Genomic DNA, 15,760 nt, shown 5'->3' with positions numbered 1-15,760 from the left:
AGGAGGGTAGCTCATGAATGCACTGCTCGACATCCGGAAGTTAAGCACTTATTTCTATACAGGGGAAGGCATCGTCAAAGCCGTCGATGATGTCAGCCTGCGCATCAAGGAAGGAGAGACGGTCTGCGTCGTCGGGGAATCGGGCTGCGGCAAAAGCGTGACCGCGATGTCGGTTATGGGGCTGCTTCCCGAGCCGTCAGGGCGAGTCGTCTCCGGCGAAATCCGCTTCGACGGCCAGGACATCAGGCATTGGAGCAAGGAGCAGCTGCGGCGGCTGCGCGGCAACGAGATCGCCATCGTATTCCAGGAGCCGATGTCGGCCATGAATCCGGTGCTGACCATCGGCAAACAGATGACCGAACCGCTGCGGGAGCATCTTCATCTGAAGGAGGCCGCTGCACGGGCCAAGGCGGTTGAGCTGCTCCAACTCGTCGGCATTCCCCGGGCTGAAGCCATCTTGAACGCCTATCCGCATGAGTTAAGCGGCGGAATGCTGCAGCGTGTCATGATCGCGACCGCTTTGGCGTGCGGCCCCCGCCTGCTCATCGCCGACGAACCGACTACAGCCCTCGATGTCACCATCCAGGCGCAAATTCTCGATATTTTGCATCAGGTGAAGGAGGAGATGCAGACAGCGATCCTGCTGATTACGCATGATCTGGGCATCGTGGCCGAGATGGCGGACTATGTCGTCGTCATGTACGCCGGCAAAATCGTGGAGGAGGCCCCGGTCGAGGAGCTGTTCGATCACCCTCAGCATCCGTACACCCAGGGGCTGCTCCGATCCAAGCCGGTGCTGCATCAGCGGCGGAAGATGCTCTATTCGATACCGGGCCAGGTACCCAATCCGCTGGAGCTGGGCTCGTCCTGCTATTTCTATGACCGCTGCGATCAGCGGACGGAAGCATGCCGGACAGCCCATCCCGAATTGCGCCGCACAGCGCCGGATCATCATGTCGCCTGCTGGCTGTACGGGGAAGGGGAGGAACGCCATGAGCGAAGCATTGATTGAAGTTGACCGCCTGAAAAAATATTATCCCGTTCGCGCAGGCCTGTTCAACCGCACCGTTAACTACGTCAAGGCGGTCGATGATATCAGCTTCTCGATCTACCCGGGCGAGACGTTCGGCCTCGTCGGCGAATCCGGCAGCGGCAAGAGTACGGCCGGGCGCGCTATCCTGCGGCTGACCGACAAGACCGCCGGCGATGTCCGGTATCAAGGGACCGACATCCATCAGTTGTCCCGTACGGACATGCGCCGGCTGCGCCCCGAGCTGCAGTTCATCTTCCAGGATCCGTACAGCTCGCTGAATCCGCGAATGCGCATCGGCGATGCGATCGGCGAGGCGCTTCTGCAGCACGGGCTGGCCGCCAAGGAAGATCTTCGGGATCGGGTGGAGGACATCCTGTCCGTATGCGGCATGGCGGCCTATCATTATGACCGGTACCCCCATGAATTTTCCGGGGGGCAGCGCCAGCGGATCGGCATCGCCCGGGCTATCATCCTGCAGCCCCGCTTCATTGTCGCTGATGAGCCGGTATCCGCGCTAGATGTGTCCATACAGGCGCAGATTCTCAATCTGTTCCGCCAGCTGCAGGAAGAGAGAGGACTGACCTATCTGTTCATCTCGCATGATCTGAGCGTCGTCGAGCATTTATGCTCCCGGATCGGCGTCATGTACTTGGGCTCGCTTGTCGAGCTTGCGCCGCGGGACGAACTGTTCCGCCAACCGCTCCATCCGTATACCCAGGCGCTGCTGTCGGCCATCCCGATCCCCGATCCGAAGCGCAAGCGGTCGCGGATCGTGCTCCGCGGTGACATCCCGAGTCCGGTCAATCCCCCCTCCGGATGCAAATTCCACACCCGCTGCCCGGCCGCCAAGGACATATGCCGTCAGGAGACGCCCCTGTTCCGGGAAGTGGGCAGCCAGCATTATGCAGCATGCCACCTCATCTGAGCAGACAGAGGGAAAGGGGGAATCCTCCTCCCTCTTCTGCCCTCCAACTGTAGAAAACTGTGGAAAATGGTGAAGAATATCTTTCAAATAGTGGACTTTTTTTAAGAGAGAGCTATTCTATTTTGGCGCCACACCCCTATATATGAAACCGATATTCACCCTAACCGCTATATATGGACATCCATCCCTGGGAACAATATCCTCCTCCTTGTCCGCCTTTGTATAGACAAACTCGCCTTTTATCCACCTGAGTGAACAAAGAACTCATCTCTCCTTCCGTCATAATCAAGTGAGCATCAGCCCTTATATTCATTCCTCCATCTGAAAAAACGAGACATAAAATGTCTGTCCGCTTTACCCTGGTCAAGTTCAGCAATGAAACTGAAATACCGTACCGGCAACCGAAAAGCGATCCCCGCTCTGCAATGGATACAGCTTATAGGGAATAATCGGCTCCCCCTCCAGCTCGGTTCCGTTGCGCGATCCGAGATCGCGAATCACCACTGTGCCATCGTCATCCTGAACCAGCTCACAGTGATGCTTCGATACGCCCGCACCGGCTTCACGCCACTGCACCCCTTGTTTCGAGCGGCCAATCACGAAGGGAAAGGCTAGCGAGATTCGTTCAACGGCGGCTACCGCTTCCTTCGGAATGCCTATCCCTCCGGCTCCCGCGCTTTCACCTAGCCCTCCAAACCCGCAAAACCGCTGCAAATAAGGCGCGAAGCGCTCCCCTTCTCGCAAGTCCGTATCGGTACCGGGCCTTGGTCCAAGGACGGCCGTCGCTTCGGAGCCGGAACAGTCGAGCAAGGATGTGTGCATAGGCAACTCAGCGTAGAAGGAATCCATCCGCGACCCAGCAGGCATTGAAAGTTGTTCATTGCCCGATACCCGCGGTAAGTTGTTATATTCCGGTGGCTGGCGATCTCGTTCCGCCCCCGGGCGAACGGCATCCGGCGCAGCGAGGCGAACGCCATGCTTCCCAGCCGTGTGAACGCAATCCACCGCAGACGGTTCGCCTCCAGCCTGGAGCTCCAGCTTCATCCATTCCGGCCGCAGCAATTCATCCCCGGCGTGCTGTCCAGGTAAGGAAGCTTCCGGTCCTTCCGCCACAGATGAAGCGTCGCTCTCCCGGCGGGTGAGCATTCCCGGAATCCGGGACAATATTCCCGCGATCCAGGCGGCCCCCAATGTAACGGCCCCCACGCTGATTCCAACCGAGATAAGCAGCGTATTCAGGCCCGGATTGTCCATATAGATATATCTCCAGGCCAGAGCTGCCGTCACGATGGCGGCGCCTCCCGCCGCATAATAGCTTTTGCCAGAGGGCGTTCCCCTGGTCCCCGGAACAGTATCCTCATCCTCTCCCCGGATTGTCTCGGCTCCTTCATGGACCGAGACGCCCGCCGCAGTCGGAAAACGTTCGGAAGCGGCCGATTCATGAATGGGACCGGATCGTTCATTATCGTCCCCCGGCCACCTTGAGCAACCGGTGCCTGCATCCGGCGAGGACATGCTTGCCATCCCCTCGGGAAGCCGTTGGCTGACCGGGCGTTCTGCTTCCATCCCGCTTGTTCCGGCAATGAGGGATTGAAGCAGCTTCCGCACCTCGGCAAGGGAATTATCCTCCTGGGACAAGCATTGAACCACCCGCTGGAATCCGTCTCCATTCCACTGGGTAACATGGGTGGACAGCAGAATGCCCAGCCTGCGGAGACCGTCCATGCCCGCCCGCGGCTGCAGCGGTTCCAGCAACGGCAGATAAGCGACATGCAATCCTCCGTCCATGGCTTGTTCGTCGATAAACACGCATTCCTCATGCAGAAGCACATGATCCGGATGAAGCATGTAGGCCCGGCAATTCTCCAAAATTCGAACCAACTGCAGCATCCACTCAAAATATTGACTTGAAGTCATTCGCATGCTTCTTAGAGCCTGTTTAAGCATTCGTTTGCCGCTGATATCATAAACAAAAGAAAGCTCCAGATCGAGTTCCCGGATATCTAGACGAAGGAAATGCGGCACCCGGTTATAGGTTAGCATCTTGGCTTGATACGGATCCAGCGCTTCGGATGGAACGGGATTATCGCGGGTCAGCATCATGCCCATTCTTTCTTCCTGAATAAATTGTACCCGGTAACCGTAAATGAGGCTCACGCTCCTTCCTGCTCGAATGGGTCATCACGCGGGGGAGAGCACCGTCAGATAAGCCGTTAGCGCTCCCGGCAGCACGGCCCACATGAAAGGAAAGGTTGCCTGCCTCTCGGCTTCCGCCTGAACGGGAGCTAAGGAGCGAAGCAGCCAACTGCCCATCAGCGCAGACCACCAGCCACGAATTTTCCTGCTGCGGCCGCATAGCATAATGCATGCCGCGATGAGTCCGCCATATAAAATCGAAAAGATAAAGATTTGCCAAGTCAAATAGATTCCCGTCAGTGCGCCAATGGCTGCAAACAGCTTCACATCCCCGGCCCCGACGGCCTTCATGATGTACAGGAGCAGCATGATTCCGAACCCGGATCCCGCTCCGAGACCGCTAAAAGCAAGCCCCTGCCATCCATTCGCGGCACCGTGAATGATGAACCCGGCGGCCGCGGCAAGCATCGTCAGCCGATTCGGTATTTTATGCGTCCGCACATCGGCAGCAAACGCGGCGAGCAGCAGCACCCCGCATGCCCAAATCGCACCGTTCATCGTATTCATCGCTTTCTCCCTTCTCTCATCCGCTTCAGTCCGCTTCCAGCCGGAACCCGTTATTTTACCTCAAAAGCTCGTTCGGCGCTTCGCCGGTCCTCCGTCTTCACGGCCAGCCGCCATGTTCCTGTGGTCGTATTGCCCGAGACATGCCATTCCCACGTAACGACCCCATCCGCGTCGGCGGTTGCCCAGCCGACATGCTTCGCCTGGCTCTTGCCGCTCTTGTAATAGATGACCAGCTCCACCCGTTCATTCGGCTCAACCTTGGCGATCAGCCGGGCTTTTCTGCCGGGAAGGAGCGGATCGGGCGTCAGCTCCACCAAGGCCGGCGCCGGCTTGTTCGACGAATCGTTGCCCGAATCAGACGGGGCCGGCCCGTCTCCGACCCAGACTCGCTCCACGGCTCGCGCGGACAACGTCAGCGTCGTGTTCAGGAACGGAACGCGCATCGGCAAATCATAAGCGACCTCGATCGCGAAGTAAGGATCGGTCTTCTTATCCAGATCCGGCAGCTTCACATGCGTGACCCGAAGCCGCTCCTCTCTCAGCACGCCTTGAACGCCATACCGGACAAGCAATGGCTTGATAACCGTCTCGGCGAGGCGAGCCTGGCCCCATTCCCCTACCGCCTCCGCCTGCCGCGCAGCCCACTCCGTGCCGTCCTGCACCCATTCGCTGACAGGCTTCGGCAGCTCGCTCCCGAAGGAACGGCCGAATTCCTGCACCGCCATCTTCATTCTCTGGGCCGGAGGCAGCCACTTGCCCGGCTTCCCCGAACGATCTCCATCCGCACCTGCGGACTGGACGGCCAGCAGACTGACAGGATACAAATGGGCGGACACCTGCTTCACCGCATTCATGGCAGTTGATTGCAGAGACGTCGCGATGACGGCGGCCTGAATCATGAACACGAAGAACATGAATACGAGCAGCACCATCGGCAGAAGCAAAGCCGCTTCAACCGTGATGCTTCCGCGCCTGTCACCGAACAGGCTGCGGGGCGGTATCCGGCACCACGCCCGCTGTCGAGATGACGGAGCGAGTCTGCATTTAATAGGAGAACACGGAACGCTTGACCCCGTAATAACGCCCATTCTCGATCTCACCGTCCCATAGTGCGGCATGGCCCAGCAGCTTCATCAATCCCGGCAGGAACCACAGCGGCGTGCTGAGACGGACTTCCGTCTCGCCATATGTCCCCCTTGCAGCCGGATCGATTCCGGTATTATAGTGGATCAGCGCCAGCATCCGCTTCAGCATTCCTTCCCGGCTTCCATGAGCCAGCATGAACAGGCGAAGGTGATCGGCATAGTTCAGCTTCACCGCCGGCAAATAACGGGAGATCGGAATCTCGTTCTTCGTAACGAGCAGCAGCATATCCTGGACCGCTTGCTGAATGCCGTAAAGAATCGCTGACGCCAGGATAAGCAGCGGATGTCCGAGCTTGCCGAATTCCACGATGCCTTCCATCGTGCGTATGGCGAGGCGCATCGTAAAAATCTCTCCATAGGCGGACGCAATATTGCCGATCGGATTGTGAAAGCCGTACAGAATATACTCCAGCTCCTGATTGGCTATGGCCAGTGACTTCACAACCTCCTCTCCCGGATTCCCTGAATCCAGCAATGATTTCAATTGCCGCGGGTCATAGGAGGTGAAGTACATATAGGCATATTCGTTCCGGTATAGACGATCACGCAGCGATAAGAACCCGTCCGCCGCTTGATCATACAGCGTGGTAACGGAATCCATGGATTGCTTGCTCTCCTCTACGGCATCGTCGCCGACCGCTCGTTCCGCAGGCGCCTCGGTTGACGATTGGTTATGTGCATCAATGGCTTCCATCTTGCGGCGGACATCATCGAAAGCAGCTTGGTGCTCCTGCAATTTGCTTTTCAGCTCAGACAGTGAAGAGAGCAAGTTTTTCGCTTTGTCCAATTCCTTGTCCGCTTCCTTCTCTACCCGCTTGCGCTCCTTATCCTTGCCTTGGTGATTGATCATGGCGGCCTCTCTCCGTTCGATATAGCTGCCTGGCGGCCGGATAAACTCGGAAGCATACGTTTCGTAAGCCTCCATCAGCTCTCTCCCCTTATCCTTCAGCGTGTAAGCAGAGGTGGAGTAAGCGGATATGCCGTCCGCCAAGCGTTGGAAGACGGAGGCGGCGTTATCGATCGTAGACATGACCGCTTGCTGGCGATTGATCTCTCCGCTCCATTCCTCGAAGAAAGAATCAGGCATAACCAATTGCTCGGCGGAAGCATTGATTTCTTTGATGGCATCTGCAACCTGCTGGTCATTCTCCATCGTCCCCCCATCCGGAATATCCGATTGGCCTACCCTGTCATAGCCGGCATAGTCTGGGCTGGAACGCACCTCTTCGATAACCCGCTTCATCTCTTCGTTGAAAGCCTTGGCTTCCTTCAATTGCGCTTCGGCTTCGCGGAGCCAGCGGTCATGATTCCCATTATGCATGGAGACCGCCCGCTGCAAGCTCCATGCATGCTCGCGCGAATCCTTCTCGTAACGATCCGTATCATCTCGATGCTGCAGTTCCTCGTCCTCTCCCCTGCGGTCATCTTCGCGCTTCTTCTCCGCATAATCAGCATATTGGGCTGCAATATCGGCCGCCGATCGAATCGTGCCGAGGGGACGATCCTCCATCATATCGTTTCTATGGGCCGCTATTCCCTTGTCAATTCCCGAGCGGTTCAGCTCGTCGCGGGATTTTTTCTGAAGCTTCAAGACAGCCAAGAGCTCCTTGTCCCTCCGATCAACCAGCTTTTTCAGCTTCGCCAACAGCTCTGTCGCCTGGGCCGCTTCCTTCAACACTCCCGACATTGGCTTGAGCTTGCCGGACAGCTCGAACACAAATTGCACCGGCGCTTTGTATTTGATATCCTCCAATATCTGGCGTTCCATCTCGTCATAGTCCGCAAGCGGGCGGGTGACCGATGTCGAATGACTGTCCAACAGCAGAGGAACCCAAGGAAATACGCCTGTCGATCGCAGCTGATTGTGATCCTGCATCACATAGTCCAATATCTGCGCCGGGTCGGTGGCTCCGTATGCGAATAATTGGTATCTCTCCTGCAGTGCCGGCTCATAAGCGGACATGACTGAGCGGATGCCTGCCCGGGACAACGCCTCGATTCGCCACTCAGCCGCTGCGATGCGGGCATAATCAATGAACACCGATGTGAATAAGAACATGGCAGCCACAATAAATACAAGCAATATTGACACCGATCCGTCCTTTGCCTTACAAATCCACTTTGCCCATCGGTTCAGCCGATTGCGATTCATAGGCAGCACTCCCCTCTGCTTGTCATGACGGTCCCGCAGTCTGTCCCGCCGCTTTCTTCAATATGTCTTCCGCTTCCCCCGTCGGAACGCCTTGCCCTTTCCATTCCTTCAGCTTCCCTGCCATGTAGCGCGCGAACTCCACCGCACGAATGAACTCTGCCGGCTCCACGACGGCCGATACGGCCTGCCCCTCATTCGAGATCTCCCTTCCCGACATGTTCCGTAACATCACATGATACAGGGGCTTGTTCAGAGCTGCGGTAATTCTTCGATCCTGCAGGCCGTTCTCGTAACTCATCTTCCCGTGAAAGGCCTCAGGCACCAGTCTGGCGGCCCGCATCAGCTTCCGTTCGGGAAGTGAGCCGCCGGCATTGACGGCAGGCAACTGCACCATATAGTTCTCTCCGCCGAAGCCTCCCCCGAACACCTTATCCAACAGCCGATCGTCGAGCAGGCGCCAATACATTCCGTCATGCCGTCCTTTGTCATAAGCGCCGCTCACCGCCTCCCTGTGGCTATTGTCCCAAAAGGCCGCCGCCCGTTCCGCGGCCAGCGCCGCGGCATGCGAGCTCAGCACCGTCTGATAGATGATCATGGCGAAGAACAAGATCGCCAGCGTACAGTAGAAGATAACGGGAAATATCAGCGAAGCTTCCACGATCATTGAGCCTTCTTCCTCTTGAACGGAACGCAGCCAGCGGCGCAGCTTCGTGTTCAAGCCAGCTCCTCCTTTCCAAAACAATGCACACAGAACTACTTTTCTTTAAAAATTTTATCTGTCTCTTTTGTCGCCCTTGAGATCAAATTTTCCAGGAACGTGCTAATCTGTTCTCTAAATACAAGCGCCAACACAACGATCACCGCGATAATAATGACAATCTCTACCATGCCGAGCCCATCTTCCTCTTTCCATAGCCGTTTGAAAAAGAGCAGGCTTTTTTCCATATCCGCTTCCTTCTTTCCGATTGATTTTCGTTGCTTCATCTCATTACTTCATCATGAGCAGAGCGGGAGCGCCCACGATGGCCAAGATGACCAGGAACATCAGCATCATCGGGAAGACGAGCTTCGTCGACGCCTCCTCCCCTCTCCGGCGGGCCACCGCCTTGCGCTTCTCCCACAGCTGCCGGCCGACATCCTGCATCGCCAGCACGAACGTATCTCCGCCCCGGCGCTGATTGATCAGCACCGTCGTGACGAACATCGATACCTCCTGCAATGAGCAACGCTTCGCGAACTGCTCCATTGCCTGCGCGAACGAGTAGCCGTTATGCACGTCCTTCTGCATTCTGGCAAGCTCGGCGTAGAGTGGATGGCTCCATTCCTCCTGCTTGCGCTCGATGCAGATGGCCAGCGCCTTCTGCACCGTCTCGCCCGCCTGCACGAGTAGGGTCAGCTTGCTGATCAGCTCCGGCAGCTCCAGCTGCAGATCCTGCTTCTTCCGTTCAGCCCGGTTCAGCGTATCCTTCACCTTCGCCAGCGGCAGAACGACGGCAACCAGCAGGCCGCCAACCAGATTCGTCACGCTGCCGTCCGTCAGCGCCGGCAGCAGCAATGACCCGCTGATGCCCGCGTATAGGTACAACGCCAGCTCAGCCAGCAGCACCCGGTACATCGTATGGCTGTGCGCCGGGCCATGGATTTGCATGAGCGCCTGGCGTACCGGGGAGAGAGCCGGATTCGTGTCGAGAGATGGCTGGACCCTCTCCAACCAGCGAAGCGGCGCCGCCAGCCAGCGGAACGTCTTCGTCCGGGGGTTCAATCCGGCCAGCAGTGTCCCATAGTGCCGCTGATTGCTATGATTCAGCAGCAGGAACACAAGCAAGAGAACGGCGGAGCCGGAAGCCCACATCCACGGCGGCATCATCGGTTCCTATCACCTCATTTCCAAAAAATGATGTAATTGGCGTCCAAGGCTAAACACGGATATCCATCAGCTTGTGAATCAACCACGCGCCAAGCAGCAATAGCAGCAGCGCCACCGTTGCGATAACCCGGCCGATTCCTTCATACAGTGCTGCCATAAAATCCGGGGAAGCCAGATTAAGAAAGGCCAAAAACAGGAATGGAGCCGCCATCATCACTTTCATCTCCAGCCGCTTCTGGGCGACAAGAACGTCAATCTCCTGCTTAATATCCATCTTCTCGCCAATGACGGAAGACGTTCTGCGCACGACCTCGATCAAATCACCTCCCGTCCGTTTGCAAGTGATCAGCACGTCGGCAAAATTCGAAATATCCTCCTGTTCCGCCCTTCGGCTTAAATCCATGACCGCCTGTTCGATTGGCTCCCCATTCTCCATCCGCATCGCAATAATTCGCAGCTCCCGCTCCATCTCCACCTCGGTTCCCGGGTAGAGCAGCTTCAGATCAGCTATCGCTTCGCGAAACGCGTTCTCCATGGAACGCCCGGCTGAGAGCGATGACGATAAGGAATAGAGCGCTTGCTTGAACTGCTGCGCGAGCCGGGCCCGCTTGCGCGCGAGCAACGTATGCCGGCGAATGCGGGTATAGCGGAGTCCGGCGGCAGCAAGCAGGAGCATCCCCAACCAGTGATGATAGAACAAGTACCCGACGGCGGCCATGACAGCGGCTCCGGCACTCAGGGCCGCCACCTTCTCCCTCCGGCTCAACATATACTCGCTGTATTGCGGCAGCCGCTGCTCAGCCGCCTTGGGCTGCTTCCCCATCAGCATGCACCTCCTTATCCTCCGGCAGCCGCAGTCCTGCCATCGCCAGCTTATGCCTGTCCCGAAGCATATGCAGCGCGGCCAGACGCCCGGCTACTTGGCCTTCTTCTGTACCGGATTCCTCGAACCGGAACAGCGGCGCGAGGAGCACCTCCCCGTCCTGCAGGCCGATAACCTCCGAAATCTCCATCACCTTGCGCGAGCCGTCGCGAAGACGGGCCAGATGCACGATGATATCGATGGCTGAGGCTATCTGCCGCCGAACGACCTCGACGGGAAGATTCGCGCCGCTCAGCACCATCGTCTCCAGACGGCTGATCATATCGGCGGGCCCGTTGCTGTGGCCGGTGGACAAGGAGCCTTCGTGCCCAGTGTTCATCGCCTGGAGCATATCCAGCGCCTCCGCCCCCCGGACTTCCCCGACGACGATGCGGTCAGGCCGCATCCGCAGCGAGGCCCGGATCAGATCCCGAATCGTGACGGCGCCCTTTCCCTCCGTATTGGAATTGCGGGTCTCCAGTGACACCAGATTCGGAACGGTGCGAATCTGAAGCTCGGCCGCATCCTCGATCGTAATGACCCGTTCCTGGCGAGGAATGTATTGCGACAATGCATTGAGAAATGTCGTCTTGCCCGAGCCGGTCCCCCCGCTGATGAAAATATTGAACTTGGCAGCGACCAGCGTCTGCAGGAGCAACGCGGCCTGCTCGCTCAGCGCGCCCAAACGGATCAGATCGCCCATCTTCATCGGCTCAGCCGGGAATTTGCGAATCGTAACCGTCGGGCCCTTCAGGGCAATCGGTGGCAGGACCACATGCACCCTTGATCCGTCCGGCAGCCGGGCATCCACGATCGGGGATGATTCGTTGACGACCCGGTTCACCTGGGACACGACGGCCTGGATAACATCCTCCAGCTTCTCCTCGTCCTCAAAGCCGATCTCCAGGCGCTCGACCCGCCCCTTCCGCTCAATGAAGCATTCCTGATGGCTGTTGATCATAATCTCCGTAATCTCCGGATCGTCGACCAGCGGCTGAAGGGCGTCCAGGCCGCGGAACGAATAATAGACCCGCTTGACGATCTGCTCCAAGACTTCCGACGTGAACTGCCCTGCGGCCTGGAAGCTGGAGAATAATGTCTGCTCAATTCGCGCCATGAGCGCTTCGTCCGGAACGGGGTCTCCCCATTCCAGGCTATCCCGAACGCGCTGGCGGGTCCAGGCATACGCTTCATCAATCGCTTCCGGAACGGAAGGAACAGCTGTGCTATCCTTCATGAGACTTCACATCCAGACGCCAGCCTGCGCAGAAGCTGCCGATCGGCCCACTCGGCGACGGCAGATTGATAGACGGCGGACTGCAGCCACTGATCGATGCGGTGCATCTGCTTCCAGCTAGGAATGTACGGCAAATATCCGGTAATGGGCGCATCGCGGTACATCCATCGGTTCGCCATCATGCCCATATATCGGTTCACGAGCAGGGCAAGTCTGCGAATCCGATTGCGGACCGCCTCATCGCCGGAGCGTTCCCATTGCCGGAACAGAAGCTCCGTCTTATGCAAATGCGGTAAATCATCCTGCAGCAGCCAGACGATTCGATCCGCCTCTTCCCACAAGGCAGCGAATGCCGGTTGGCTGAAACCTCCCTCCGCAATAATGAGGTCGTGCCGGCCGCTCCGCCGAAGAAGCCGGAGCAGCTTCTGCATGAGCGGCCCATCGATGCCCCCCCATTCCTTCATCCAATCGGCAGGGGCAAAGATATCCGCGGCTTCGAGATCAGGAACGCCCAGAAGATACGATTCCAGCGGCAGAGACTCTCCCGCCTGATCCTTGCGGACGTAGTACAGAAGCTGCGCCAACGGAGCGATCGCCGCCGGCTCTGGACGAGCATCCAGAAGCGCATACTCCTGCACCGGGTCAACATTCAGCAGCAGGACGCGCTTCCCCTTCGCGGCAGCATGGCGGGCGAGATGAAGGGCTGCCGTCGTCTTGCCTGAACCGCCTCCCAGCGAGCTGATGCCGAGCAGCATGCAGGAGTGACTCTCCGTCCGGAAGGCAGCGCCTTCGTATTCCGTCCTGCAGCGCTCGATCAAGGATTGGAATAGCTGCGGTAAGGGCTGATACGGAACCTCTACCGCGTGAGCGAACGGAAATGCATCGTTCCGCTTCTCCGCCGACAATACCGTAATCAGGATTCCATGCATCTCCTCCTCGATCAACTCCTGCAGCACTTCCGGGTCGGCCACGACCATATGGATACCCGGCTTCAATCCCAGATAACGGCGCAGCGTGTCCGCCTGAGTGAACATCCGGAGGTGAAGCTGTTCCGCAAAATCGGACTGCTTCCAATATTCCATCCATGCATCCAGCACTCGCTTCTGCGGATGGGCGACGACAATATCCCAAGCCTTCATCTCTCTTCCCCTCCTCCTTCCGGGTACGGATCCGCAAAACACAAAAAAGCACCGTCATCAAGCAGGACATGCGCTACATGTCCCATCTGCTTGATGACGGTGCTTCCGTACCAACGTTCGTGTGAAGTTATTCCTAACATACCATAATCTTGATGCCGTTGCAACTGGCTAGTCCCTATTTCGGAAAAAAATGGGCCCACGCGGCAGGCCGCTTATTCCGGATAATAGAGCATGCCCGCATTCTTGCTCCAAGGATGCGGGCATGGCTGCTGGTGCGAACGGCACCTGTCTATCCTTAGTACTTGAACTGAGAGAGCGTCTCCTTCAGGTTGGAGGATACCTCCTCCAGCTCCTGAGACAGCTCGACCAAGCGGTTGGAGATGTTCAACTGCTCGGTGCTGAGCGATGCTACCTCTTCCGAAGTAGCCGAAGCCTCTTCGGCAACGGCGCTTACGTTGCTCATCGCTTCGACGAGAATCGATTGCGCCTCGTTCAGGCGGTTAATCGAACCGGTCACATTGCCAAGATGCTCGATCATGCCGCCCATCTGCTGCTGAACCGTGCCGAAAATGGCATCCGTCTCTTGCACCGCTTCGGCTTGCTTCTGGAATATCGGGAACGCAGCGGACAGCGCAGCTACCGTCTCGGTAATCTCCGTCTCAATTCGTTCAGTAATCTGCCCGACGACGTCGATCGATTGGCGCGATTGATCAGCGAGATTCCGAATCTCGTCGGCTACCACCATGAAGCCTTTGCCGGCGGCTCCCGCTCGCGCCGCTTCGATGGTCGCGTTCAAAGACAGAATATTCGTCTGCTTGGTCATGTTATGAATCATTTCCAATACTTTGCGAATCGACTGCGTGCTCTCGCTTAATTGCTTGATCCGCTCTGCCAGCGAGCGCATCATATCTCCCGTCGATTCCGTTCTTGTCAGGAGCGAGGTCATGTTGGATGCGCCCAATTCGCTGGATTCGGCAACCGCTTGGGCGGATGTATCCATTTGCTCATTCGCACCGACCACATGCTGCATATGAGACGCCATGTTATGGGTCAAATCATGCCCGCGCTCAGCCTCAACAGCCAGCGAGGTCGCTCCCTTGGCGATCTCTTCGGTCGCCACGGCAATCTCTTTCGCGGAGGTCGCCGTCGATCGGGAAGCTTCTGACAAGGAAGTCGCCGTGTCCAATACGGAGCGCGCGCTCGCCTCAGTGCTCCGAACGAGCGACGTAATTTGCTCCATCATCGTATTGAAGCCGGCAGACAGCTGCCCGATTTCGTCTTTGGTCTTCACGGTAGCCCGAACGGCCAGATTGCCTTGCGCCCCTTCATTCATCAGAGCGAGCAGCCTTACCATTGGCGTCGCTACCCAATAAATGACCAATCCGCCAATAATAATGGCCAGCAGCGTCGCCCCGCCCATAGATAAGAAGGTAACCAAGAGAATCGTACTGGCATCCTTGGTCAGCTCCGTCACCGGCACGGCTCCGACAAGCGTCCAGCCATTCACTTTGATCTGATCATAGACAAGCATCATCTTGCCGTCCTGGTCGGAAGACACAATGGAGCTTCCGCTCAGGTTCTTCTGCCCTTCTTCCTTGACCGGCTGAAGCCATTCGGCAGCAGCCTGAGTCAACAGCTCGTCGTTCGGAGCATGAATATATTGCCCGTTCGAATTCAAAATTTGAATACTGGATCCTTCACCGATATGAATGTCCCGCAACGAATTTTTCAACGTGCGCTGCTTGATTTCCAAATAAATAATAAAGTCCGCCTCGCCAGAGTTCAGATCCCGCATCGGTCTCGCAATCCCGAATGTCGGCTCCGCAGCATCGCTCAACCCGCCCAGTTGCGTGCTGACCCATATCGATTGTCCGCTGCTGCTCTTCGCCTCCTGGAACCAGTCGGCATCCCACACTTTGTCCAGACCGCGGCGAACGCCCATGGCGGCGATGACCAGATCGGTCTTTTCCTTCGGAATCAAATATATATTCTCGATCTGATCGTTGCTCATGCTATAGGTCTGCAGCGTCTTCGAAATGCTGTCAATCGCCTGGATCATATCATAAGTGCCATCCTTGAGCCCATTCAGCTCCGCCACCTGGGTCTTCAAGTTCGGATCGAACATAATCTGCATCGTCATATTGTTGAACTGCGTCAGCTGCAGGTCCAGCTTCTGGGAAGCTTGAAGCATCGTCTGGTAGCTGGAGTCCGCCGAGCGATCCTCGATCGCATTCTTCGCTACCGAGTAAGAGAACATCCCGACGGCGAAGACGAATGCGATAATGCTGATAACGAACACCAAGAACAGCTTCGCCCCGAGCGATCGGGCCGGATTTTTGAACACGGAGGAAGAGACCATCTTAAAGGTCTCCTTCACAGAATTCATAAAAACGCGCTTTTTCCGCTGTCCCGATTTTTCTTTGGGCGCTTTTTGCCCTGATGTCCTCTTTTTGTTTTTCTCTGGCTTCTCCTTCAATTGTTTCATCTCCTTGTCACAGTTGCGTTCTTAGCTGCGAATACGGCGGCTGCGATATCTCCGTTCGTGGCGAGATTCAGATATTCATTCGAGACAAGCTCTGCGACTATGATGCTTGCGAACCATATGGGGAGCGGCTAGCCTGTTCATGCCGCACTTCTGCTGGTTGCCGTCCGGTGCGCAAAGCACTGTCATGGTAAATGAGGGCATATAATAATAGT

The 15,760-nt window shown here is 57.0% G+C and carries 13 protein-coding genes; 2 read left to right on the top strand and 11 right to left on the bottom strand.

The window, feature by feature from the left end:
* The first annotated feature begins 13 nt into the window (after positions 1-13).
* Positions 14-1,012 carry an ABC transporter ATP-binding protein gene (locus DQX05_RS16675; RefSeq protein ID WP_119794672.1) on the top strand — a complete coding sequence of 333 codons (999 nt, stop codon included), beginning with the start codon at positions 14-16 and terminating at the stop codon, positions 1,010-1,012.
* On the top strand, positions 993-1,958 hold the full coding sequence (locus tag DQX05_RS16670) for an ABC transporter ATP-binding protein (protein ID WP_119794671.1): 966 nt from the start codon (positions 993-995) through the stop codon (positions 1,956-1,958). The genes DQX05_RS16675 and DQX05_RS16670 overlap by 20 nt, the downstream gene beginning before the upstream one ends.
* A gap of 369 nt (positions 1,959-2,327) precedes the next feature.
* On the opposite strand, the gene DQX05_RS16665 is transcribed toward DQX05_RS16670, so the two are convergent.
* From DQX05_RS16665 to DQX05_RS16615, 11 genes are all read right to left on the bottom strand, one after another.
* Positions 2,328-4,115 carry a DUF6382 domain-containing protein gene (locus DQX05_RS16665; protein ID WP_259392065.1) on the bottom strand — a complete coding sequence of 596 codons (1,788 nt, stop codon included), beginning with the start codon at positions 4,113-4,115 and terminating at the stop codon, positions 2,328-2,330.
* Positions 4,116-4,139: 24 nt separating this feature from the next.
* Positions 4,140-4,661 carry an A24 family peptidase gene (locus tag DQX05_RS16660; RefSeq protein ID WP_259392064.1) on the bottom strand — a complete coding sequence of 174 codons (522 nt, stop codon included), beginning with the start codon at positions 4,659-4,661 and terminating at the stop codon, positions 4,140-4,142.
* 50 nt (positions 4,662-4,711) lie between these two features.
* The gene (locus DQX05_RS16655; RefSeq protein WP_259392063.1) at positions 4,712-5,749 is read right to left on the bottom strand and encodes a TadE/TadG family type IV pilus assembly protein; all 1,038 of its coding nucleotides are present in this window, start codon (positions 5,747-5,749) and stop codon (positions 4,712-4,714) included.
* Positions 5,706-7,958: an acyl-CoA cholesterol acyltransferase gene (locus tag DQX05_RS16650; RefSeq protein WP_119794668.1), complete on the bottom strand. Its 2,253-nt coding sequence runs from the start codon at positions 7,956-7,958 to the stop codon at positions 5,706-5,708. The genes DQX05_RS16655 and DQX05_RS16650 overlap by 44 nt, the downstream gene beginning before the upstream one ends.
* Positions 7,959-7,980: 22 nt before the next feature.
* Positions 7,981-8,676 carry a TadE/TadG family type IV pilus assembly protein gene (locus tag DQX05_RS16645; protein ID WP_119794667.1) on the bottom strand — a complete coding sequence of 232 codons (696 nt, stop codon included), beginning with the start codon at positions 8,674-8,676 and terminating at the stop codon, positions 7,981-7,983.
* A 35-nt stretch (positions 8,677-8,711) separates the two neighbouring features.
* Positions 8,712-8,942: a Flp1 family type IVb pilin gene (locus DQX05_RS16640; RefSeq protein WP_310735672.1), complete on the bottom strand. Its 231-nt coding sequence runs from the start codon at positions 8,940-8,942 to the stop codon at positions 8,712-8,714.
* A gap of 4 nt (positions 8,943-8,946) precedes the next feature.
* Positions 8,947-9,825: a type II secretion system F family protein gene (locus tag DQX05_RS16635; RefSeq protein ID WP_259392062.1), complete on the bottom strand. Its 879-nt coding sequence runs from the start codon at positions 9,823-9,825 to the stop codon at positions 8,947-8,949.
* A gap of 49 nt (positions 9,826-9,874) precedes the next feature.
* A complete protein-coding gene (locus DQX05_RS16630) occupies positions 9,875-10,648 on the bottom strand; it encodes a type II secretion system F family protein (RefSeq protein WP_119794666.1) in 774 nt (257 codons plus the stop codon).
* Positions 10,623-11,924 carry a TadA family conjugal transfer-associated ATPase gene (locus DQX05_RS16625; protein WP_119794665.1) on the bottom strand — a complete coding sequence of 434 codons (1,302 nt, stop codon included), beginning with the start codon at positions 11,922-11,924 and terminating at the stop codon, positions 10,623-10,625. The genes DQX05_RS16630 and DQX05_RS16625 overlap by 26 nt, the downstream gene beginning before the upstream one ends.
* Positions 11,921-13,063, bottom strand: coding sequence for a nucleotide-binding protein (locus DQX05_RS16620; protein WP_119794664.1), 1,143 nt, complete (start codon positions 13,061-13,063; stop codon positions 11,921-11,923). Before DQX05_RS16620 ends, DQX05_RS16625 begins: the two co-directional genes overlap by 4 nt.
* A gap of 295 nt (positions 13,064-13,358) precedes the next feature.
* A complete protein-coding gene (locus DQX05_RS16615; RefSeq protein WP_259392061.1) occupies positions 13,359-15,422 on the bottom strand; it encodes a methyl-accepting chemotaxis protein in 2,064 nt (687 codons plus the stop codon).
* Positions 15,423-15,760: the final 338 nt, after the last annotated feature.

This window comes from Paenibacillus thiaminolyticus, from assembly GCF_003591545.1.
Lineage (GTDB): Bacteria > Bacillota > Bacilli > Paenibacillales > Paenibacillaceae > Paenibacillus_B > Paenibacillus_B thiaminolyticus_A.
This window is presented reverse-complemented; position numbering and strand designations above follow the sequence as displayed.

Bases quoted from the DNA above. Each gene is read 5' to 3' on its own strand.
- DQX05_RS16675 (WP_119794672.1), top strand. From the start codon at position 14: ATGAATGCACTGCTCGACATCCGGAAGTTAAGCACTTATTTCTATACA.
- DQX05_RS16670 (WP_119794671.1), top strand. From the start codon at position 993: ATGAGCGAAGCATTGATTGAAGTTGACCGCCTGAAAAAATATTATCCC.
- DQX05_RS16660 (WP_259392064.1), bottom strand. From the start codon at position 4,661: ATGAATACGATGAACGGTGCGATTTGGGCATGCGGGGTGCTGCTGCTC.
- DQX05_RS16655 (WP_259392063.1), bottom strand. From the start codon at position 5,749: ATGGGCGTTATTACGGGGTCAAGCGTTCCGTGTTCTCCTATTAAATGC.
- DQX05_RS16650 (WP_119794668.1), bottom strand. From the start codon at position 7,958: ATGAATCGCAATCGGCTGAACCGATGGGCAAAGTGGATTTGTAAGGCA.
- DQX05_RS16640 (WP_310735672.1), bottom strand. From the start codon at position 8,942: ATGAAGCAACGAAAATCAATCGGAAAGAAGGAAGCGGATATGGAAAAA.
- DQX05_RS16635 (WP_259392062.1), bottom strand. From the start codon at position 9,825: ATGATGCCGCCGTGGATGTGGGCTTCCGGCTCCGCCGTTCTCTTGCTT.
- DQX05_RS16630 (WP_119794666.1), bottom strand. From the start codon at position 10,648: ATGGGGAAGCAGCCCAAGGCGGCTGAGCAGCGGCTGCCGCAATACAGC.
- DQX05_RS16625 (WP_119794665.1), bottom strand. From the start codon at position 11,924: ATGAAGGATAGCACAGCTGTTCCTTCCGTTCCGGAAGCGATTGATGAA.
- DQX05_RS16620 (WP_119794664.1), bottom strand. From the start codon at position 13,063: ATGAAGGCTTGGGATATTGTCGTCGCCCATCCGCAGAAGCGAGTGCTG.
- DQX05_RS16615 (WP_259392061.1), bottom strand. From the start codon at position 15,422: ATGGTCTCTTCCTCCGTGTTCAAAAATCCGGCCCGATCGCTCGGGGCG.